The sequence below is a fragment of the Pseudonocardia sp. GCM10023141 genome (assembly GCF_042653605.1).
This window is the reverse complement of record NZ_JBHSIR010000082.1, coordinates 123,760-143,123: the sequence shown is the minus strand read 5'-3', so window position 1 is coordinate 143,123 and position 19,364 is coordinate 123,760. Positions and strand designations below refer to the sequence as shown.

The following is a 19,364-nucleotide window of genomic DNA, read 5'->3' as shown; positions in this document are numbered from 1 at the left end:
CCGGCGACATCACGAGCCCGCCACCGGGACCGGCAGCGCCGCCTGCTCGGCGAGCGCGGCCTTCTTCGCGTTCACCAGCGCCACCTGCACGGCGGTGACCTTGTACTCCGGGCAGTTGGTGGCCCAGTCGGAGTGCTCGGTGGTGACCACGTTCGCGCCGGTGACGGGGTGGTGGAACGTGGTGTAGCAGACCCCGACGGGCATCCGGTCGGCGATCACGGCCCGCAGCGTGGTGGTGCCGACCCGGCTGGCCAGGCTGACCGTGTCGCCGTCGTTGATGCCGCGCACCTCGGCGTCGTGCGGGTGGAGCTCCAACAGGTCCTCGGGGTGCCACGCGACGTTGGCGGTGCGCCGGGTCTGCGCGCCCACGTTGTACTGGCTCAGTATCCGGCCGGTGGTGAGGATCAGCGGGTACTTGCGCGTGCTGCGCTCGGGGGTGGCCACGTACTCGGTCTGCACGAACGCGCCCTTGCCGCGCACGAACCCGTCGACGTGCATGGTCGGGGTGCCGTCCGGGGCGGCCGCGTTGCACGGCCACTGGATGCTGCCGACCTCGTCGAGGTGGGCGAAGGAGACCCCGGCGAACGTCGGTGTGGTGATCGCGATCTCGTCCATGATCTGTGCGGACGTGTCGTAGTGCATCGGGTAGCCCATCGCCTGCGCGATCTCGCAGATGATCTGCCACTCCTGCTTGCCGGTCTTCGCGGGCATCAGCGGGCGCACCCGGTTGATCCGCCGCTCGGCGTTGGTGAAGGTGCCGTCCTTCTCCAGGAACGACGTGCCCGGCAGCAGCACGTGCGCGAACTTGGAGGTCTCGTTGCGGAACAGGTCCTGCACCACCACGAGGTCGAGCGCGCCCAGCGCGGCGTGGACGTGGCGGATGTTGGGGTCGGACTGGGCGATGTCCTCGCCGTGCACGAACAGCGCCCGGAACGAGCCGTCGAGCGCGGAGTCGAACATGTTGGGGATGCGCAGCCCCGGCTCGTCGAGCAGCGGGACGCCCCAGAGCTGCTCGTAGACGTCGCGGGCGCCGTCGTCGGAGACGTGGCGGTAGCCGGGCAGCTCGTGCGGGAACGAGCCCATGTCACACGAGCCCTGCACGTTGTTCTGCCCGCGCAACGGGTTGATGCCCACGCCCTCGCGGCCGATGTTGCCGGTGGCCATCGCGAGGTTGGCCATGCCCATGACCATCGTGGAGCCCTGGCTGTGCTCCGTGACGCCCAGCCCGTAGTAGATCGCGCCGTTGCCCGCGCTCGCGTAGAGCCGGGCGGCGGCCCGGATGTCGGCGGCCGGCACGCCGGTGGTCACCGCGACCGCCTCGGGGCTGTTCTCCGGGCGGGCGATGAACTCCGCCCACTCGGCGAAGCCCTCGCAGCGCTCGGCCACGAAGTCCGCGGCGACGAGACCCTCGGTCACGACGACGTGCGCCATCGCGTTGATCATCGGGACGTTCGTGCCCGGTGCGAGCGGGAGGTGGTACGCGGCCTCGATGTGCGGGGACCGGACCAGGTCGATGCGCCGCGGATCCACGACGATCAGCTGCGCGCCCTTGCGGAGGCGCCGCTTCATCCGCGACGCGAACACCGGGTGCCCGTCGGTCGGGTTGGCGCCGATCACCATGATCACGTCGGCCTGCTCGACGGACTTGAAGTCCTGCGTGCCCGCCGACGTGCCGAACGTCTGCTTGAGCCCGTAGCCGGTGGGCGAGTGGCAGACCCGCGCGCAGGTGTCGACGTTGTTGTTGCCGAAGGCGGCTCGCACCATCTTCTGGACGACGTAGACCTCCTCGTTGGTGCACCGCGACGAGGTGATCGCGCCGATCGAGCCGGGGCCGTGCTCGGCCTGGATCTCCAGCAGGCGCCGGGCCGTGAACCCGATCGCCTCCTGCCAGGAGACCTCGCGCCACTCGTCGGTGATGCGCTCGCGCACCAGCGGCTTCATGACCCGATCGGGGTGGCTGGCGTAGCCGAATGCGAAGCGGCCCTTGACGCACGAGTGGCCCTCGTTGGCGCCGCCGTCCTTGTGGGGCACCATCCGCACCAGCTCGTCGCCGCGCATCTCGGCCTTGAACGAGCACCCGACGCCGCAGTACGCGCAGGTGGTGATCACGCTGCGGGTGGGCATGCCCAGCTGCACCACCGACTTCTCCTGCAGCGTGGCCGTCGGGCAGGCCTGCACGCAGGCGCCGCAGGAGACGCAGTCGGAGTCCATGAACGTGCCGCCCATGCCCGCGGCGACGTGCGAGTCGAACCCGCGGCCCTCGATCGTCAGTGCCAGCGTGCCCTGCACCTCGTCGCAGGCCCGGACGCAGCGCGAGCAGAGGATGCACTTGGAGGCGTCGAAGTCGAAGTAGGGGTTGGACGAGTCCGTGAGCAGGTCCATGTGGTTGGCGCCCGCGTCGACGCCGGAGCCGTAGCGGACCTCGCGCAGCCCGGTGACGCCCGCCATGTCCTGCAGCTCGCAGTCACCGTTGGCCGAGCAGGTGAGGCAGTCGAGCGGGTGGTCGGAGATGTAGAGCTCCATGACCCCGCGGCGCAGCTTCGCGACCTTCTCCGTCTGCGTGTGCACCACCATGCCCGGCGAGCAGGGCGTGGTGCACGACGCCGGGGTGCCGCGGGCGCCGTCGATCTCCACGACGCACAGCCGGCAGGAGCCGAAGGCCTCCAGCGAGTCGGTGGCGCACAGCTTCGGCACGTCGATGCCGGCTTCCTTGGCAGCGCGCATCACGGAGGTACCGGGCGGCACGGAGACGGCCACCCCGTCGATCGTGACGTCGACGGTGGCCGCACCGGGACGGGCGGGGGTGCCGAAGTCGGGTTCCTTCAACAGACTCATCGGGCGAAGTCCTCCCCAAAGTGCTTCACGGCACTGCGTACCGGCATCGGTGTGAGCCCACCCATCGCGCACAGCGAGCCGTCGGTCATGAGCTCGCAGAGGTCCTCCAGCAGCAGGAGGTTCTTCGAGCGGTTCTCCCCGGCCCGGATCCGGTCGATCGTCTCGACGCCGCGCACCGCGCCCACCCGGCACGGCGTGCACTTGCCGCACGACTCCTCCGCGCAGAACGCAAGAGCGAAGCGGGCCATCCCCGCCATGTCCACGGTGTCGTCGAAGACCACCACTCCCCCGTGGCCCACCATGGCCCCCGCCGCGGCGAACGCCTCGTAGTCCATCGGCAGGTCGAACTGCTCGACCGGCAGGTACGCCCCGAGCGGGCCGCCGACCTGTACCGCCCGCACCGGGCGGCCCGACGCGCTGCCGCCGCCGAGGTCGTCGACGAGCTCGCCCAGCGTGATGCCGAACGCGGTCTCGACGACCCCGCCGCGGGCGATGTTGCCGCCCAGCTGGAAGACGCTGGTGCCGCGCGAGCGTCCGGTGCCCAGCGCCGCGTAGGCCGCGGCGCCGTTCGCCATGATCGTCGGGACGGACGCGAGCGAGAGCACGTTGTTGACGACGGTCGGCTTGCCGAACAGGCCCTCGAGCGCCGGGATCGGCGGCTTCGGGCGGACCGTGCCGCGCTTGCCCTCGAGGCTCTCCAGCATCGAGGTCTCCTCGCCGCAGATGTAGGCGCCCGCGCCCACCCGCACGTGGAGGTCGAACGCGAGGTCCGAGCCGAGCACGTGCTCGCCGAGCCAGCCGCGCCCGCGGGCGCTGTCGATGGCGGTGCGCAGCGTGGCGATCGCGTCGGGGTACTCCGAGCGCAGGTAGACGTAGCCCTCGGACGCCCCGACGGCGTGCGCGGCGATCGTCATGCCCTCGATGAGGGTGAACGGGTCGCCCTCGATGAGCATCCGGTCGGCGAACGTGCCGGAGTCGCCCTCGTCGGCGTTGCAGCAGACGAACTTGAGCGGGCCCGTGGCGCCCAGGACCGTCTTCCACTTGACCCCGGTGGGGAAGCCGGCCCCGCCGCGCCCGCGCAGGCCGGAGTCGGTGACCTCGGCGACGACGTCGGCGGGCGCCAGCGCGAGCGCCGCCCGCAGCCCGGCGTTGCCGCCGTAGGCCTCGTGGTCATCGGCCGAGAGCGGGTCGATGACGCCGACGCGGGCGAACGTCAGGCGCTGCTGGCGGCGCATCCAGGGCAGGTCCTCGACCAGGCCCAGGCCGGGCGCGGTGCCGTCGAGCAGGCCCGCCGCGAGCAGACCGTCGACGGCCTCGGGGGCGACCGGTCCGTAGCCGACCCGCCCGGCCGGTGTCGCGACCTCGACGAGCGGTTCGAGCCAGAGCATGCCGCGCGAACCGGTGCGCACGACGTCGGCGCCCGCGCGCTCCAGGAGCGCAGCGACCTCGTCGGCGCCGACCGAGCGGGCGGCGGAGTCGCGGGGAACGTAGACGGTCATGCCTGCGCCACCAGCGCGTCGAAGCGGGCCGGGGTGACGCGGCCGTGCAGCCGTCCGGCCACCTGGACGGCCGGGCCGAGCGCGCAGTTGCCGAGGCAGAACACCTCGTCGAGGCTCACCGCGCCGTCGGCGGTGGTCTCGCCGAACCCGACGCCCAGCGTGTCCTTGGCGTGCTCGGCCAGCGCCTCGGCGCCGACGGACTGGCAGGCCTCGGCACGGCAGACGCGCACCGCGGTGGCGCCGCCCGGGGTGCTGCGGAAGTCGCGGTAGAACGTGACGACACCGTGGACCTCGGCGATCGAGAGGTTCAGCGCGTCGGCGATCACCGGCACCACCGCGGGGTCGACGAAGCCGAGCTCGGCCTGCACGGTGTGCAGGATCGGCAGCAGCGCCCCGCGGGCGCTGCGGTGGGTGGCGACCGCGGCGAGCGCACACTCCGTCGGCGATCGATCCTGGCGTGTGGCGCTGGTCATCGGCGCATCGTCTCAACCGGCATCACCGCAGGTCAAAGCACGCTTACCGATGATGTGATAGGCGCCGGTTATCGACTCTGCGCGCTGACGTCGAGAACCGAGACGGTCCGCCCCGCCCAGTCGGTGGCGTAGAGCAGGCCACCGTCCGCGGTGAGCGCCAGGTCACGGGGCTGGTGGCTGATCGTCAGACCGGCCAGCACCGTGTCGGTGCCGGCGTCGATCACCGAGAAGATCGCGCCACCCACCCCGTAGCCGCCGACGAAGACCCGCCGCGAGTCCGGGCTCACCGTCACCGGGCCCGGCGAGTGCAGTTCGAGGGGGACGTGGGCCTGGACGACCGTGCTGCGTCCATCGACGGCGACCACCTCGCTCGCCGAGATGTCGCTGAGGTAGGCGCGCTGCCCGTCGGGGGCGAACCCGACCCCGGAGCCACCGCTGCGGCTCAGCCCGACGGTGTCGACCTGCTTGCGGGTCGCGGTGTCGAGGACAGCGGCTCCGGTGCTGGTGGTGACGATCAGCGTCCGGCCGTCCGGGGCCATCGCCATCCGCATGGTGTTCACGTAGCGATCCACGGTGGTGCTGCCGGTCACGGAGAGCGCGGCCGCGTCGATCGCGACGACCTCCCCCGACCCGGCGGCGAAGACCTGCCGCCCGTCCGGGGTCACCACGACGCTCTCCGCGGTCAGCACGGCGCCGCCGAGGTCGACCTCACCGACCACCGCGCGACCGGCCGTGTCGATCACGGCGATCCCGTCCTTCGCCGAGACGTAGGCGCGCCTCCCGTCGGGGGCGAACGCCACGTCGCGATCGTGGGTCTCCGGCAACGAGATCGTGGCCAGCACGCTGCGCGCGGCCGTGTCGATCACCGTGACGGCGGTGTCCCCCGCCACCCAGGCCTGCCGGCCGTCCGGGCTGATCGCCACGTTCGAAGGGCGGTCGGTGAGCGGGATGGAGGCCACCTGGACGGCGGCGGCGGGGCGGGAGGGCCCGCCGGACGGGCCCGGTGGCGGGAGCGGGGCGAACGGCACCAGCGTGCATCCCGACAGGGTGATCACCACGGCCGCGATGCTCGTCCCGAGCAGCGCGCTGCGCGCCAGTTGCGACATCTCGGGCTCCCCAACGACGGTGGTGATCGGCATCCGGGATGACGGCGCCGGGCGGCCACCCGTTGGGCCCGGTCCCGGAAATGTGACCGGACTCACGCCTCGCCGAGATGGGCCGCGAGCAGCGCATCGAGCTCCTTGCGCACGTTGACGTGGCGGGCGACGTCGAGCAGCGCGTGGGCGAGCATCGGCTCGGGCTCGCGCTCGGTGAGCACCAGCCCGATCCGGTGCGGACGGCGCGGCGGGTCCATCGGGATCACCCGCATCCCGGCGGGCACCCCGAACAGGTGCAGCCAGGCGTGCGCGATCACCGTGGACCAGCGGCGCGTCGCGACGTGCCCGTAGAGCACGGACACGGTGTCGGCCTCGACGGACGGCACGACCGTGACGCCGGCCTCCGCGCAGTAGCGGTCGATGATCCGCCGGTTCTGCATCACCGGGGCCAGCAGGCACATCGGCGTGCTCGCCAGCTCCGCCCAGCCGACGGAGGTGTGGTCGGCGAACGGCCCGTCGACCGAGGTCAGCAGCAGGTAGCGCTCGCGGTAGAGCGTGACCGTGCGGACGGCACCCAGCGGCTCGCCGTCGATGTAGGTGATGCCGATGTCGAGGTCGAACTCGGCGAGCCGGTGCACGATCTCGCGGCTCGACAACGACTCCAGCGACACCCGCACCAGCGGGTGCCGGTCGCAGAACGGCGCGGTGAGCAGGGAGACCGCGGCAAGCGCGGTGGGGATGGCGCCGATGCGCAGCACGCCGGACATGCCGGCGCGCATGCTCGACAGGTCACCGCGCAGCGCGTCGGAGTCGGCGACGATGCGCTGCGCCCACGCCACCGCCCGCTCACCCTCTGGCGTGAACCCCTCGAAGCTGCGCCCGCGGCGCACGATCTGCACGCCCAACTCCGACTCCAACCGGCGGATGCCCTCCGACAGGGCGGGCTGGGAGACGTGGCTCAGCTTCGCGGCGCGCCCGAAGTGCTGCTCGCGGGCCAGCGCGCAGAGGTACTCCAACTGGCGCAAGAGCACCGCGCTGGTACCTCCCGTTGCAGGGTGGAGGTGGCCGCATCCCCTGTTGCAGGAAGGCCACCTTCCCGCAATATTCTTGCGGGAAGGTGGCCTTCCTGCAACGCCCGGGTCCCGCCGTCAGGGCGCCGGCAGCCGCACCGTGAAGCACGCCCCGCCCTCCACCGCTTGCTCCGCCGCGATCGTGCCGCCCATCCGCGTCACCAGCCCGTGGACGAGCGCCAGCCCGATGCCACCGACACCGACCGGACGCCTGCGCTCGTAGCGCGCGTGCAGCGCGCCCCGGTCGAACACCACCGCGTAGTCCTCCGGCGCCAGCCCCGGGCCGCCGTCTCGCACCTGCAGCTCCCCGCCCGCCCGCACCTCGAACACCAGCGGCGCGCCCGCCGGCAGCACCCGCAGCGCGTTCTCGGCGAGCCCGTCGAGCACCTGCCGCAGCCGCCGCGGATCGGCCATGACCGGTACCGGTTCCGCCGGCACGACCAGCCGCAGCACCACCGCGCCCGCGGCTGCCCGGGCCCGCCAGACGGTGGCCGCGTCACCCACGAGCGCAACCAGGTCGACGGTGGCCAGGTCGATGCTGAAGTCGTCGGCCTCCAGCCGGGCCAGCTCCATCAGGTCGGTGACCAGCCGGTCCAGCCGCCGGGCCTCGTCGACGACGACCCGACCGGCTGCGGCGGCGTCCGGTCCCTCGACGACACCGTCGGCGATCGACTCGGCGAAGCCGCGCACCGCCGTGAGCGGTGTGCGCAGCTCGTGCGACACCGAGAGCAGGAACTCCCGCTGCCGGTGCTCGCTGCGCGCGAGCGCGTCGGCGAGCTCGTTGACGGCACCGGCCACCTCGGCCACCTCGCTCGGCCCCTGCACCGGCACCCGGACGTCACGACGGCCGCCGCGCAGCAGGTGGGCCGCGGCCGCGGTGCGGCGCAGGGGACGCGCCAGCAGCGTGCCCACCACCCCGCCGACCACGAGCGCCGCCACCCCGCCCGCGAGCAGCGCGACCCCGATGTTGCGCCGCAGCACCCCGGCGCCGAGCGGGCCCACGTCGGTGGTGCGCACCAGCGCGAACGCTCCCGAGGGCGCCTGCCGGGCCTCGACGAGGTAGGCGGTGCCGGCCACGTCGACGACGGCCGAGACCGGCGTGCCCTGCACGGCCCGGGCGGCGCCCGACTTCTGCACGGCCACGGCGACCGGCCCCGTCGCGGTGTCGCGCCGGTCGGGCAGCACCACGACCGTGATGCCCTGGCCCTGCAGCACCTGCACGACCCTGCGCAGGCCGAGTGCCCCCTGCACCGGCCGGGCGGCGTCGTCGAGCTGGGCCGCCACGACGTCGGCCTGCTGCGCCAGCGCGTCGGCCGTGACGTCCCGGGCCGTCGTCGCGACCAGGCGCAACGACACCAGCGCCGCAACACCGACGGCCACGATCGCGACCAGCAGGCAGCTGGCCGTGATCCGCCACGCCAGCGAGCCGCGCGCAGCGGTCACGACGCGTCCGCCGCGTAGCCGACACCGCGCACCGTCCGGATCGGGTTGCCGGGTCCGAGCTTCGCGCGCACCTGCGCCACATGGACGTCGACGGTGCGCGTGCCCGCCGAGGCGGCGTAGCCCCACACCGCGCTGAGGAGCTGCTCCCGGCTGAACACCCGGCCGGGAGCGCGCATGAGGTGCACGAGCAGGTCGAACTCGGTGGACGTCAGCGCCACCTCGGCATCGGCCACCTGCACGCGCCTGCGATCGACGTGTGCCGACACCGCCCCCACCTGCAGCACCTCCTCGCGGCCGGGCGCGATCCCGGACCGGCGCAGCACGGTCCGCACGCGGGCCACCAGCTCGCGGGGGCTGAAGGGCTTGGTGACGTAGTCGTCGGCGCCCATCTCCAGGCCGAGGATCCGATCGACCTCGTCGTCGCGGGCGGTCACGAACAGCACCGGCGTCCAGTCCTGCTCGGCGCGCAGCGTGCGGCAGACCTCCACCCCGTCCATGCCGGGCAGCCCGACGTCGAGCACCACCGCGACCGGACGCAGCCGCCGCACCGCGGCCAGCCCGGACGCACCGTCGGACTCGACCTGCACCCCGAAGCCCTCACGGCGCAGGTAGAGGCCCACCAGGTCGGCGATGGCGCGATCGTCCTCCACGACGAGGACGAGGCCTCGCGCGTCACGCTCCGGACGTGGATCCATGGCCTACCTCGGGACGGGGCCGGTCGGGTCGAGCAGATCGTGCCACCGCGGGTATCGGATCAGCGCGACGTGTCGGAGTCGAGATCGTGCTCGATCCGGTCGAGGGTGGCCTCGATGCTGCCGATGCTGTCAGTACTCCCCACGGCGCTGCTCCCCACAGCGCTGCTCCCGGCGGCGGGGGCGGGGCTCGACTGGCAGCCACCGAGTGCCAGGGTCCCGGCCACGAGCGCGGCGCCGAGCACGACCGCCCTTGCCCACCTCACGACGCGCAGTCCTTGCTCTGCACGGTCTGGAGCTCGGACTTGAGGTTGGCCAGCTCGGTGAGCCGCGCCTGCCGGTTCGACACGCGGTCGGCGAGCAGGTCGGCGAGTGCGGGATAGCCGCTGGTGCGCGCCTGGTCGGACCGCGCCTGCAGCCACGCCGTGGACCCGCGGGTCGTGGCGTTCCCGTTGATCCGGGCCGTCAGCTTGTCGATGCGCGCCAGCGCGTTGGGGATCCGCACGGCGCACACGGAATCCTTCTGTCCGGAGTTCTGCTGGGTGGGCACCGGCACCGGTGTCGGCGGCGTCCCGTCTGCGAACGCCGTACCGCCGCCCGCCAGCAGCAGACCCGCGGTCGCGGCCGTGGTCGCCAGCCCGCCCAGCCACCGTGTCATCGTCATCGTGAACTCCTCGCACCGGTCCGGCGGGGTTGCCGGACACCGATGACGATGGCGGGCGGCGATCAGGGCTGCGTCCAGGCGGTGTTCGGATCGTGTAAGCGTCAGCCTGCTTCTGCCCGGTAGCCCGCGTGGTGCTCCAGCAGCCGGTGCAGCAGCCCGACGAGCTGCGCGCGCTCGGCCACGGTGAGCGGTGCGAGGAACTCGTCCTGCGCCGCCTCCACCCGCCCGTCGAACGCCCGCATGGCCGCCGTGCCGGCGTCGGTGATCCGGATGGCGTTGCGCCGCCGGTCGTTCTCGTCGGGGGTCCGCTGCGCCAGCCCGTCGCGCTCGAGGTCGTTGAGCAGGGTGACCATGTCGCTGCGGTCGATGCCCAGCCGCCTACCGAGCTCGGCCTGGCTGATCGGGCCGAACTCGTCGAGACCTGCCAGAACCGCGTAGCTCGAACGCAGGCCGGGCCGCCCGAACTGCCCGGCCACGAGCCGGTTCGCCCGCGCGGCAGCCTGGTTGAGCAGCCAGGACGGGAGGCGCCACAGCCGCCGAGACGGTGCGAACTCGGCCACGCGGATGTCGTCGCTCACCGGCCGACCGTAACGCAACCGTGGGAATCCCCATCACTCTGCTAGCGTTGGAAATCCAACGTAGGAATCCCCACGAGTTCAGCGAGGTTGCGCCATGACCACACCCGTCCCCGCATCGGTCTGGCGGCTGGCCGCACTCGTCGCGTTCGGCGGCGTGCTGGCCGGACTCGACTCGTCCGTCGCCAACGTCGGGCTCGACGCGATCACGCAGGGTCTCGACACCTCGCTCGCCTCGTCCCAGTGGATCACCAGCGGCTACCTGCTCGCGCTGGCCGCCGCGCTACCGGCGTGTGGCTGGCTGAGCAGGCGGTTCGGCGCCGGGCGGCTCTGGAGCTGGTCGCTTGCCGGGTTCACCGTGGCGTCCGCGCTCTGCGCACTGGCGACGACGGCCGAGGTCCTGATCGCCTTCCGCGTGGTGCAGGGCCTGTTCGGCGGGCTCATGGTGCCGGCCGGGATGACGATCGTGGCCCAGGCCGCCGGGCCGTCCCGGATGGGCCGGGTGTTGAGCACGTCCGCGGTGCCGGCGATCCTCGCCCCCGCGATCGGCCCGCCGGTCGGTTCGCTGATCATCGCGAACGGGTCGTGGCCGTGGCTGTTCCTCATCAACGTGCCCATCGGCATCGTGGCGCTGCTCATCGCGTCGCGGCTGTTGCCCCGTGGGGAGCGGACGCCGAGCGGTCGCATCGACGTCGGCGGCCTGCTCCTCGTCGGCACCGGGCTACCGCTGCTGATCTACGGGATCACCGAGGCCGCCCAGCAGCGCACGGTCGTGGCCACGGCGGTGGCGTTGCCGCTGGTGCTCGGCATCGGCGCGCTCGCGACGTTCACCCGGCGTGCCCTGCGCCGCGACGACCCGCTGCTCGACCTGCGCCTGCTGCGCAACCGCACCTATGCGGCGGCGAGCTTCGAGGTCCTGTTCAACGGCGCCGCGCTGGCCGGCGGGATGATCGTGATGCCGCTGTTGTTCCTGTTCCAGCGCGGAACCGGCATCGTCGAGACCGGGTTGCTGCTGATGGCGTTCAGCCTCGGCGCCGCGGCCACCTTCCCCGTCGCGGGTCGGCTGTCCGACCGCTTCGGTGGCGGTCGGGTCACCGTGGCCGGGCTGCTGCTGACGCTGGCCACCACGATCCCGTTCGCGCTGCTGCCCGCCGACGCCGACCTCGTGGTCGTCGAGGCGCTGCAGGTGCTGCGCGGGATCGGGCTCGCGCTCTCGGGCATGCCGGCCGTCTCGGCCGCGCTGGCCACCGTGCGACACGACCAGGTGCCCGACGCCACGGCCCAGGTGAACATCCTGTCGCGGGTGGGCGGGGCGCTGGGCAGCGCGGTGTTCGTCGTGATCCTCACCGCGGCGCTGCCCGCGGGCGCGACCGGGGCGGCCACGACCCCGGCCTTCCACGCGACGTTCTGGTGGATGGCGGGGTCGACGCTGGCCGCGCTGGGGGGTGCCGCCTGGTTGGTGATCGAGCAGCGACGCAGCGCCCGCGTGCTCACGGCCGGCACCCGCTGACGCCGCCCCGCGGGGATCAGCCGCCGGCGGTGCCGCTGTGGAACACGTCGGTCTCGAGCCGCCCCTCGGCCTTGCGCTCGGAGTAGCAGCGGCGGGTCTGCTCGGTGTGGGACCTCATCACCGACGCGGCGCCGTCGGCGTCACCGGCCGCGATCGCGTCGATCAGCTCGGCGTGCTCCTTCCAGGACTGCCCGCCGCGGTGCCGCGCCACGGGCGTGTAGTACCACTGCACCCGGCGGTCGACCTGCGCGGCGAGCTCCTGCAGCACGGTGTTGCCCGACAGGCGCATCACCTGGGCGTGCAGCGCGGTGTTGGCCGCGACGACCGCCGGCATGTCCTGTGCCTTCCACGCCGCGGTGCCACGCTCGCACACCGCGCGCAGCTGCGCGACACCGTCGGCGGCAGCGTTGAGCGCGGCCAGCCGCGCCGACTCGGCCTCCAGCAGGCCGCGCACGGCGAGCAGCTGATCGGCCTCGTCGTCGCTGGGATCGTGGACGAACGCCCCGTGCCCGGGCCGCAGGTCGACCCAGCCGTCGTTGCTCAACGCCTGCAGCGCCTCGCGCACCGGCTGCCGCGAGACACCGAGCGTGGCCGCGAGCTCGTTCTCGACCAGGTGCCGGCCGGGTTCGAGGCTCCGGTTCACGATCATCGCGAGGATCGCATCGTAGGCGCTCTCGCGCAGCGAGAGCGGTCGCGTGATGCGACCCGCTGTCGGCAGCGGCGACGCGGACGGTGGCATCAGTGCTCCAGGGCGGTCAGTTGCCGACAGCATACGAAATGCAGTCCGGCCCGGCGCTCAGCCGGCGGCGACCGCGTCGAGGCCGCCGCGCAGCGCGTCGACCAGCACCTCGAGGTGCTCGGGGCGCGTGGTGAGCGCCGGGGAGAACGCCACGGCGCTGCCCATCGGCCGGACCAGTGCGCCCCGGCTTCGCACGGCCGCGGCGATCTTCGCGGGCAGGCCCGGGTCCGCGGCCAGGCGCTCCGGGTCGATCCCCAGCGCGCCGAGCACGCCGGTGCCGCCGCGGACCTCACCGACGAGCGGGTGGTCGGCGAACGTCTGCAGCGCGCCGAGCAGCTCGCCCTCCAGCTCGTCGGCGCGCTTGAGCAGGCCCTCGCCGTCGAGGATGTCGAGGTTGGCCAGCGCCGCGGCGGCCGCGGCCGGGTGCCCGGCGTACGTGGCGCCGTGGCGGAACGGGGCGGCGCCGGGCTCGTCCCAGAACGGCGCGGCGATGCGCTCGTGCACCACGACCCCGCCGAGCGGCTGGTAGCCGCTGGTGATGCCCTTGGCGAAGACGATCAGGTCGGGCACGACCCCGAACCGCTCGATGCCGAACCAGGTGCCGAGGCGGCCGAACCCGCAGATGACGGCGTCGGCGACGAACAGCACGCCGTGGCGCTCGCAGATCTCGCGGGTGCGCTCGATGTAGCCGGGCGCGGGCGGCAGCACCCCGCCCGCGCCGATGACGGGCTCGCAGAAGAACGCGGCCACCCGGTCGGCGCCGAGGCGCGCGATCTCGGCCTCGAGGGCCTCGGCGTCGTCGTGCGCGACGGTGGCGGTGTCGGGGATCCACGGGCCGGCGATGTGGTTGGGCGGCATGCCGGCCAGCGCGGTGCCGAAGCCGTGGGTGCCGTGGTAGGCGTTGGTGCGGCTGATCAGGACGGTGCGCCCGGGCTCACCGGTGCGCACGAAGTACTCGCGGGCGAGCTTGGCGGCGGTGTCGATCCCGTCGCCGCCGCCGCTGCCGAGGAACACCTTCGCACCGGGCATCGGGGCGAGCGCAGCGAGCCGGGCGGTCAGCTCGCGCACCGGCGGGTTGATGATGTCGCCGAAGGTCTGGTAGGTGGCCACCTCGAGCATCTGGCGGTGCACGGCGTCGGCGATCTCGCGCCGCCCGTGGCCGACGTTGACGCACCACAGGCTCGCCGTCGCGTCGAAGTAGCGGGTGCCGGCGTCGTCCCAGACCCAGACGTCATCGGCGCGGCTGATCACCAGCTCGGAGCGGCGCACCGCCCCCATCGCGGCGAACGGGTGCCAATAGGAGCTGTCGGCGTGGGAATCGACCATGCGTCCGATCCTGCCCCCATGACGCCCGTTCAGCCAGCACCGCCCCGGGGGACGCCCGGGGGGACTTCAGCATGGTGGCCATCCAAGCGTCAGATCGCAGGATGGCCACCATGCTGCGATCCCGAGGTAGCCGTTCGGCGCCCTAGATGCTCAGCTCCGGCTTCAGCTTCGCGATGGTCCACACCCGCTTGCGGCTGGTCACCAGCACCGTCAGGGCCAGCGAGACGACCAGGAACCCGGCCAGCACCAGCGCGTCCCGCCCGACGTGCGCGGTGTTGCCGCCGCTGATCGTCACCCGCAACGCGTCGACGAGGTAGCTCATCGGCAGCAGCGGGTGCAGGACGCGGAAGAAGCCGGGCAGCGTCTCCACCGGGTAGATGCCGCCGCTCGCGGTGAGCTGCAGGATCAGCAGCACCAGGATCAGCGCGCTGGCCAGGCCGCCGAGCCAGGAGCGCAGCAGGTGCGCGATCGCGACGAACGTCGCGGCCCCGAGTGCCACCAGCCCGAGGTGCATCCACGGGTGCACCGGGGCGAGCCCGAGGCCCAGGTCCACGACGAGGTCCAGCAGCCCGGCCCCGATCAGGGCCCCCGCCAGCGGCGGCAGGAACCCCGCGAACGCGACGGCGGCACTCGACGCCCGGCTCGCGCGCGCCCGATCCGACAGCGGTCGCAGCAGCAGGAACGCGACGATGCCGAACACCCACATCGCGATCCCGAAGAACAGCGGGGCGAGTCCGCGGCCGTACTGGTCGGCGGGGTGGAGGTTGGACAGCGCGATGTCCACCGGGGACGCGAGGGTGGCGGCGTTGCTGCGCTTCGCGTCGTCGCTGAGCACCGGGATCTGGGCTTCGGCGCCCGTGAGCCCGGTGGCGAGCTGGTCGGCGCCGCCGGCGAGCTGGCCCGTGCCGTCGGCGAGCTGGTTGGCTCCCGGCACGGCCGCGCCGAGCCCGGTGTCCAGCTTCACGGCGCCGTCGGCGACCGCACCGGCACCGGCGGCGAGGCGCTGCATGTCCCCGGCGGCACCACGCAGGCGCGACTGCAGCTCGGGAGCGTCGGCGGCGAGCGTGCGCGTGCCGGCCGCCACCGCCGCGGTCCCGTCGCGCAGGGTGGTGGCCTTCGTCGCGACGTCGGAGGTGAACGTGGTCGCCTTCGCCGCCGCGGCCGTCGCGCGCTGGTAGGCGGCGTCATTCGCCAGTTCGGGATGCGCCTGCCCGAGCGCGGCCAGCGCGCCCGACACCGAGGACGCGTCGCCGTCGACGGCCGTGGCCGCGCTCGCCGCGGCGCTGCTCAGCGCGGCGGCTCGGCTCGCGGCGTCGGCCGCGGTCGTGGTCACCGACGGGATCGCGTCGGCGATGCGCCCGGCGATCGGTACCACCGTGTCGGCGATCTTGGAGACGCCGTCGGAGACCTGCCGGGCACCGGGTGCGAGCTGGTCGGCACCTGCCTTGAGCTGGCCCAACCCGTCGGCCAGCGACTTCGCGCCGTCGCGGGCCCGGTCGGCGCCCGCCCGCAGCTGCCCGGCCCCGTCGGCGGCCTGGGCGATGCCGCTGTGCAACCGGTCGAGGTTGCCGAACACCGACTGGAAGTACGCGCTGACGGCCGCGGCGTCTATCTGGTTGGCGAGCGTGAGCTGGGCCTGCTCGGCCATCTTGCCCACGACGTAGCCGTTGGCGTCGTCGAGGACGATCTGCATCGACGCCCGCTGCGGGGTGCCGCCCGCGCCGCTGGCGAGCTTCGCGCTGAAGTCCGACGGCACCGCGATGAGGAAGTAGTAGCTGCCCTCGTCGATCCCGCGATCGGCCTCGGCGCGATCGACGAAGCGCCAGTCGAACGTCGGGTTGTTGCGCAGCTCCTGGGTGAACAGCTCACCGGCCGCCACCCGGTTGCCGTCCACGGTGACGGCCTGGTCGGCGTTCACGACGGCGACCGGGATCTTGTTCAGCAGCGCGTAGGGATCCCAGTTCGACCACAGGTAGGTGGCGCCGTAGATCAGCGGCACGCAGGCCGCGAACACGAGCGCCACCTTCTGCAGCGGCGTGCGGAAGCGCCGCAGCTCCAGCAGCGCCAGCTTCAGGATGCCCACGACTCACTCCCCTGCAGGTACCTCACGACCGCGCCGGTGCGCGGGGCCTCCGCAGCCGCGGCGACCACCGCGACACCGTGCTCGGACAGGCGGTGCAGCGCCTGCCAGGCCAGATCCCGGTCCCGGTCGTCGAGCCCCAGGTCGACGTCGTCGACGACGATGACCGCCGCGCGGTCCATCGCCGCCAGCGCTACCGCGAACAGCAGCGCGTCGAGCCCGCCGAGATCACCCACGACGGCGCCGGGCCGCAACGTCACGCCGAGCGCGTCGGCCGGACCGTCGATGGGTCCGGTGGCACCGAGCAGGCGCCGTTCGCTGATGTGGTCGGCCATGCGCAGGTCCGGTTCGAGCTCGACCGCGCCGCCGATGCGCGCGACGGCAACCCGGGTGCGGATCACCGCGGGGGCGACCGCGCCGGCGACGTCGAGCGTGCCCGCGCTGGTCGTGGCGCGTCCGGACAGGGCGAGCAGCGCCATCGAACGGCCGCTGCCGGCCGCGCCGCACAGTGCCGCCACGCCACCGGCCGGCACGGCGAGGGTGAGGTCGCGGAACACCCAGCCGCGGCGGGTGCGCAGGCCCAGGCTCTCGGCGCGCAGCACCGGCTCCGGCTCGGGCGCTTCCGGGACAGCGGCGTGGGTCATGGAGATCAGAGTGCTGGCGCTGACAAGTTCGATCAAGGATGCTCGCACCGGCGCGCAGGGAGTTCATCAACCAGTGACAAGGCGGGAGCAGCTCGTTGGGCCACGACGAACGGCAGCGGGCGGGCGCGAGCGCACGCTCACGGCTGCCGGAGCTGATCCGCGACACCGTGGCCGCCGTCGAGGAGGCGGTGCCGGCCTACCGGGGGCTCGACGCCGAGCAGCACCGCGAGCTCCACGCGATCACGTCCTGGGTGCTGCGCAGGCTGCTCGACGCGTGGGCGGGCGACGTCGCGTTCGACGACGAGGACCGCCGCCGGTTCCGCGCGATCGGCGGCGCGCGCGGCGAGGACGGGCGACCGGTCGCCGCCGTGCTCCGCGCGTACCGGGTGGCGGCGGTGACGGCCACCGACCTCGTGCTCGACGCCGGGGGCGACACCCTGGACCCGGGCGACGTGCGCGCGCTCGCCCGCACCGTGCTCATGTCCATGGACGAGCTGTCGGAGTCGGTGCTCGCCGGCTACGCCGCGGCGCGCGACCGGCTCACCGGAGACCGCGACCGCGCGCTGCGCGACCTGCTCGACGACCTGCTCGCCGGCCGGCACACCTCACCGGGGGTGCTGGCGAGCCGCTGCCGGGAACTCGACGTGACGCTGCCGCCTGCCCCGCTGCTGCTCGTGGTCGACGCCGCGACGGCTGCCGAGCTGCTGCCGTCGCTCGGACTGGTGGCGGGGCCGGGGCAGGAGCACCTGGCCACGGTCCGCGACCGGCGCACGGTGCTGCTGTTGCCCGACCGGGTCGCCGGAGCCGTCGAACCGGCTCTGCGCGGCCGCGGGTGGCGCGGCTGCCTGCTGCGCGCGGTCACGTCCGGCCCCGCGGCGCTGCGGCTGGCCGTCGATGCCCTCGACACCGCTCCGGAGCACGCGTTCCACCGGCGCGTCCTGCTCGACGACGGCGACGCGCAACTGCTCACGCTGCTCACGGCACGCCCCGGCGCCGATCCGGCGGCCGTGGTGCGCAGCGTGCTCGGGCCGCTCACCGAACCCGGCAACCGGCACCTGCTCGACGGGCTCGCCGGGTTCCTGTCCACCGGATCGGCGTCGGGGGCGGCGGAGCTGCTGCACCTGCACCCGCAGACGTTGCGCTACCGGCTGCGCCGCGTCACGGCGCTGACCGGCCGCGATCCGCGCGACGCCTGGCAGCGCCTGGCCCTGGACGTGGCGCGCAGCCTGGCGCAGGTAGCCGATCACTCGTCGCGGTGAACGATCTCCATGGCGAAGGCGGGCAGGCAGACGGCCACGTACTCGGCGCCGTCGGGCCCTGGCGAGCTGTAGCGCACCCACTCCCCCGGCGCGGTGTGCACGGCCTGCCCGGCCGCGACGGTGAGGTCGCCATCGGCGTGCTCGACACGCAGCGCGCCGCGCAGGACCAGGGTGTACTCGTCGAACTCCGGGGTCTGGCCGGGCTCGGCCCAGCCCGACGGGCTGCGCATGTGCGCCATCGAGAGCGCACCGTCACCCGAGTTCACGCGCCCCACGAACTCGTCGATCGTCTTGGGCGGCTCACCCGCGGCGGTGACGCGGCTCGGGGAGGGGATCAGTCGTGGCATGGGGCCGATCCTGCCAGCCGGTCCCCGACGTCAGGAGGGCGTCCCTGCCGACGCTCGACGTCAGGAGGGCGTCCTTCCTGACGTGGGTGGCCGGGCGGTTCACCGCAGGTATCGTCGAGATCATCCGAGGGAGCTCACCACGGGGGGTACCGCCATGGAGCCGCAGCCGTACGAGACCACCGTCGACAAGCAGATCCGGCTCGCCCAGGAACAGGGCGCGTTCGACAACCTGCCGGGCAAGGGCAAACCGCTGCGTGGGATCGACCAGCCGCACAACGACAACTGGTGGATCGACGACTGGATGAAGCGCGAGGGCGTCTCCGTGGAGGCGCTGCTGCCGCCGTCGATCCAGCTGCGCAAGGAGATCGATCGCCTGCCCGACGCGCTGCGCGGCATGCCGACCGAAGGCGCCGTCCGCGACACCGTCACCGAGCTCAACGGGCGGATCGTCGCGTTCCTGCGCGCGCCGCAGGGACCGAAGCTGCCGATCCACCGGATCGACGTCGACGCTGCCGTGCAGCGCTGGCGGGCCGAGCACCCGGCGCCGGTCGAGCGCGCCGAGCCCGCGGCTCCGCCACCGCCGGCCCGCAGGCGCTGGTGGCAGCGGCGGGGTTAGTGCTTGCGGATCACCCGCTCCGCGGCGCCTTCCTTCCACACCGTCACGTCCATGTGCCCGTCGCCGACCTCCACCGCCGCCGCACCCACCAGGTGGGCGGCGTAGAAGTGGTCGAACGTGGCGCCGCGCAGGTCGAAGCCTGTTTGCGCGTACAGGTCCTCGGCGTAGCGCTGGTGCAGCGCCGGGTCGTGGACATCCTGCACGGTGCCCCACACCTTCGCGTCACCCTCGCTGACCTGGGTGTCGACGGTGGCCGTGTGCAGCGTGAAGCGCGGGTCGGCGACCAGGTCGTTGAACTTGGCCGTGTCCGGCATGCCGCCGATCCACAGCTGCCCCTCGAAGAACCGTGGCTCCATCGGGCTGATGCGCGGGAACCCGTCGGGCCGCAGCGTGCCCAGCATGCACAGGTTGCCGGTGGCGGTGTGGCGGCGCTCGAAGATCTCGGCGATCCGCGGCGCGACCGCAGTGAACTCCTGCCATGTCGTCATGGTCACC

At 73.4% G+C, this 19,364-nt stretch carries 19 protein-coding genes; 3 read left to right on the top strand and 16 right to left on the bottom strand.

Features of this window, described 5'->3' with window-relative positions; all coding sequences use genetic code 11:
• Positions 1 to 9: 9 nt before the first annotated feature.
• The 10 genes from fdhF to ACFPFQ_RS45085 all read right to left on the bottom strand — a co-directional run bounded on the left by fdhF (position 10) and on the right by ACFPFQ_RS45085 (position 10,351).
• Positions 10 to 2,835, bottom strand: a complete 2,826-nt coding sequence (gene fdhF / locus ACFPFQ_RS45130; RefSeq protein ID WP_379629455.1) for a formate dehydrogenase subunit alpha — start codon at positions 2,833 to 2,835, stop codon at positions 10 to 12.
• Entirely contained in the window at positions 2,832 to 4,334 is a 1,503-nt protein-coding gene (locus ACFPFQ_RS45125; protein WP_379629454.1) for a formate dehydrogenase beta subunit, read from the bottom strand. Before ACFPFQ_RS45125 ends, fdhF begins: the two co-directional genes overlap by 4 nt.
• Positions 4,331 to 4,807: a formate dehydrogenase subunit gamma gene (locus ACFPFQ_RS45120; RefSeq protein ID WP_379629453.1), complete on the bottom strand. Its 477-nt coding sequence runs from the start codon at positions 4,805 to 4,807 to the stop codon at positions 4,331 to 4,333. Before ACFPFQ_RS45120 ends, ACFPFQ_RS45125 begins: the two co-directional genes overlap by 4 nt.
• A 68-nt stretch (positions 4,808 to 4,875) precedes the next feature.
• Positions 4,876 to 5,913, bottom strand: a complete 1,038-nt coding sequence (locus tag ACFPFQ_RS45115; protein ID WP_379629452.1) for a hypothetical protein — start codon at positions 5,911 to 5,913, stop codon at positions 4,876 to 4,878.
• A 92-nt stretch (positions 5,914 to 6,005) separates the two neighbouring features.
• The gene (locus tag ACFPFQ_RS45110; RefSeq protein ID WP_379629451.1) at positions 6,006 to 6,935 is read right to left on the bottom strand and encodes a LysR family transcriptional regulator; all 930 of its coding nucleotides are present in this window, start codon (positions 6,933 to 6,935) and stop codon (positions 6,006 to 6,008) included.
• 117 nt (positions 6,936 to 7,052) lie between these two features.
• Positions 7,053 to 8,417 carry a HAMP domain-containing sensor histidine kinase gene (locus tag ACFPFQ_RS45105; RefSeq protein WP_379629450.1) on the bottom strand — a complete coding sequence of 455 codons (1,365 nt, stop codon included), beginning with the start codon at positions 8,415 to 8,417 and terminating at the stop codon, positions 7,053 to 7,055.
• Positions 8,414 to 9,112 carry a response regulator gene (locus tag ACFPFQ_RS45100; protein WP_379629449.1) on the bottom strand — a complete coding sequence of 233 codons (699 nt, stop codon included), beginning with the start codon at positions 9,110 to 9,112 and terminating at the stop codon, positions 8,414 to 8,416. The genes ACFPFQ_RS45105 and ACFPFQ_RS45100 overlap by 4 nt, the downstream gene beginning before the upstream one ends.
• Positions 9,113 to 9,171: 59 nt before the next feature.
• Positions 9,172 to 9,375 (bottom strand): hypothetical protein, encoded by a 204-nt coding sequence (locus tag ACFPFQ_RS45095; RefSeq protein ID WP_379629448.1) that lies wholly within the window; start codon positions 9,373 to 9,375, stop codon positions 9,172 to 9,174.
• Positions 9,372 to 9,773 (bottom strand): hypothetical protein, encoded by a 402-nt coding sequence (locus ACFPFQ_RS45090; protein WP_379629447.1) that lies wholly within the window; start codon positions 9,771 to 9,773, stop codon positions 9,372 to 9,374. Before ACFPFQ_RS45090 ends, ACFPFQ_RS45095 begins: the two co-directional genes overlap by 4 nt.
• A gap of 101 nt (positions 9,774 to 9,874) precedes the next feature.
• Complete coding sequence (locus ACFPFQ_RS45085) at positions 9,875 to 10,351, bottom strand: MarR family winged helix-turn-helix transcriptional regulator (protein WP_379629446.1); 477 nt, start codon at positions 10,349 to 10,351, stop codon at positions 9,875 to 9,877.
• A 94-nt stretch (positions 10,352 to 10,445) separates the two neighbouring features.
• Here ACFPFQ_RS45085 and ACFPFQ_RS45080 point away from each other — a divergent pair, with 94 nt between their 5' ends.
• Complete coding sequence (locus ACFPFQ_RS45080) at positions 10,446 to 11,858, top strand: DHA2 family efflux MFS transporter permease subunit (RefSeq protein WP_379629445.1); 1,413 nt, start codon at positions 10,446 to 10,448, stop codon at positions 11,856 to 11,858.
• 16 nt (positions 11,859 to 11,874) lie between these two features.
• Here ACFPFQ_RS45080 and ACFPFQ_RS45075 read toward each other — a convergent pair whose 3' ends face one another.
• From ACFPFQ_RS45075 to ACFPFQ_RS45060, 4 genes are all read right to left on the bottom strand, one after another.
• Positions 11,875 to 12,597: a GntR family transcriptional regulator gene (locus ACFPFQ_RS45075; RefSeq protein ID WP_379629444.1), complete on the bottom strand. Its 723-nt coding sequence runs from the start codon at positions 12,595 to 12,597 to the stop codon at positions 11,875 to 11,877.
• A gap of 57 nt (positions 12,598 to 12,654) precedes the next feature.
• Positions 12,655 to 13,923, bottom strand: a complete 1,269-nt coding sequence (locus tag ACFPFQ_RS45070) for an aspartate aminotransferase family protein (protein WP_379629443.1) — start codon at positions 13,921 to 13,923, stop codon at positions 12,655 to 12,657.
• Between the two features lie 142 nt (positions 13,924 to 14,065).
• Positions 14,066 to 16,006, bottom strand: coding sequence for a YhgE/Pip family protein (locus ACFPFQ_RS45065; protein WP_379629442.1), 1,941 nt, complete (start codon positions 16,004 to 16,006; stop codon positions 14,066 to 14,068).
• Positions 15,994 to 16,647, bottom strand: a complete 654-nt coding sequence (locus ACFPFQ_RS45060) for an ATP-binding cassette domain-containing protein (protein WP_379629441.1) — start codon at positions 16,645 to 16,647, stop codon at positions 15,994 to 15,996. Before ACFPFQ_RS45060 ends, ACFPFQ_RS45065 begins: the two co-directional genes overlap by 13 nt.
• Before the next feature lie 95 nt (positions 16,648 to 16,742).
• On the opposite strand from ACFPFQ_RS45060, the gene ACFPFQ_RS45055 reads away from it, so the two are divergent.
• Entirely contained in the window at positions 16,743 to 17,906 is a 1,164-nt protein-coding gene (locus ACFPFQ_RS45055; protein ID WP_379629440.1) for a helix-turn-helix domain-containing protein, read from the top strand.
• Here ACFPFQ_RS45055 and ACFPFQ_RS45050 read toward each other — a convergent pair.
• Positions 17,891 to 18,253, bottom strand: coding sequence for a cupin domain-containing protein (locus ACFPFQ_RS45050; protein ID WP_379629439.1), 363 nt, complete (start codon positions 18,251 to 18,253; stop codon positions 17,891 to 17,893). The two genes, ACFPFQ_RS45055 and ACFPFQ_RS45050, sit on opposite strands and share 16 nt — an antisense overlap.
• A 154-nt stretch (positions 18,254 to 18,407) precedes the next feature.
• On the opposite strand from ACFPFQ_RS45050, the gene ACFPFQ_RS45045 reads away from it, so the two are divergent.
• On the top strand, positions 18,408 to 18,869 hold the full coding sequence (locus tag ACFPFQ_RS45045) for a DUF1992 domain-containing protein (RefSeq protein ID WP_379629438.1): 462 nt from the start codon (positions 18,408 to 18,410) through the stop codon (positions 18,867 to 18,869).
• On the opposite strand, the gene ACFPFQ_RS45040 is transcribed toward ACFPFQ_RS45045, so the two are convergent.
• Positions 18,866 to 19,357: a pyridoxamine 5'-phosphate oxidase family protein gene (locus tag ACFPFQ_RS45040; protein WP_379629437.1), complete on the bottom strand. Its 492-nt coding sequence runs from the start codon at positions 19,355 to 19,357 to the stop codon at positions 18,866 to 18,868. The two genes, ACFPFQ_RS45045 and ACFPFQ_RS45040, sit on opposite strands and share 4 nt — an antisense overlap.
• Between the last annotated feature and the right edge of the window lie 7 nt (positions 19,358 to 19,364).

Coding starts and splice junctions, on each gene's coding strand:
- ACFPFQ_RS45075 (WP_379629444.1), bottom strand. CDS start 12,597: ATGCCACCGTCCGCGTCGCCGCTGCCGACAGCGGGTCGCATCACGCGA.
- ACFPFQ_RS45050 (WP_379629439.1), bottom strand. CDS start 18,253: ATGCCACGACTGATCCCCTCCCCGAGCCGCGTCACCGCCGCGGGTGAG.
- ACFPFQ_RS45090 (WP_379629447.1), bottom strand. CDS start 9,773: ATGACGATGACACGGTGGCTGGGCGGGCTGGCGACCACGGCCGCGACC.
- ACFPFQ_RS45045 (WP_379629438.1), top strand. CDS start 18,408: ATGGAGCCGCAGCCGTACGAGACCACCGTCGACAAGCAGATCCGGCTC.
- fdhF (WP_379629455.1), bottom strand. CDS start 2,835: ATGAGTCTGTTGAAGGAACCCGACTTCGGCACCCCCGCCCGTCCCGGT.
- ACFPFQ_RS45125 (WP_379629454.1), bottom strand. CDS start 4,334: ATGACCGTCTACGTTCCCCGCGACTCCGCCGCCCGCTCGGTCGGCGCC.
- ACFPFQ_RS45070 (WP_379629443.1), bottom strand. CDS start 13,923: ATGGTCGATTCCCACGCCGACAGCTCCTATTGGCACCCGTTCGCCGCG.
- ACFPFQ_RS45115 (WP_379629452.1), bottom strand. CDS start 5,913: ATGTCGCAACTGGCGCGCAGCGCGCTGCTCGGGACGAGCATCGCGGCC.
- ACFPFQ_RS45080 (WP_379629445.1), top strand. CDS start 10,446: ATGACCACACCCGTCCCCGCATCGGTCTGGCGGCTGGCCGCACTCGTC.
- ACFPFQ_RS45120 (WP_379629453.1), bottom strand. CDS start 4,807: ATGACCAGCGCCACACGCCAGGATCGATCGCCGACGGAGTGTGCGCTC.
- ACFPFQ_RS45060 (WP_379629441.1), bottom strand. CDS start 16,647: ATGACCCACGCCGCTGTCCCGGAAGCGCCCGAGCCGGAGCCGGTGCTG.
- ACFPFQ_RS45100 (WP_379629449.1), bottom strand. CDS start 9,112: ATGGATCCACGTCCGGAGCGTGACGCGCGAGGCCTCGTCCTCGTCGTG.
- ACFPFQ_RS45040 (WP_379629437.1), bottom strand. CDS start 19,357: ATGACGACATGGCAGGAGTTCACTGCGGTCGCGCCGCGGATCGCCGAG.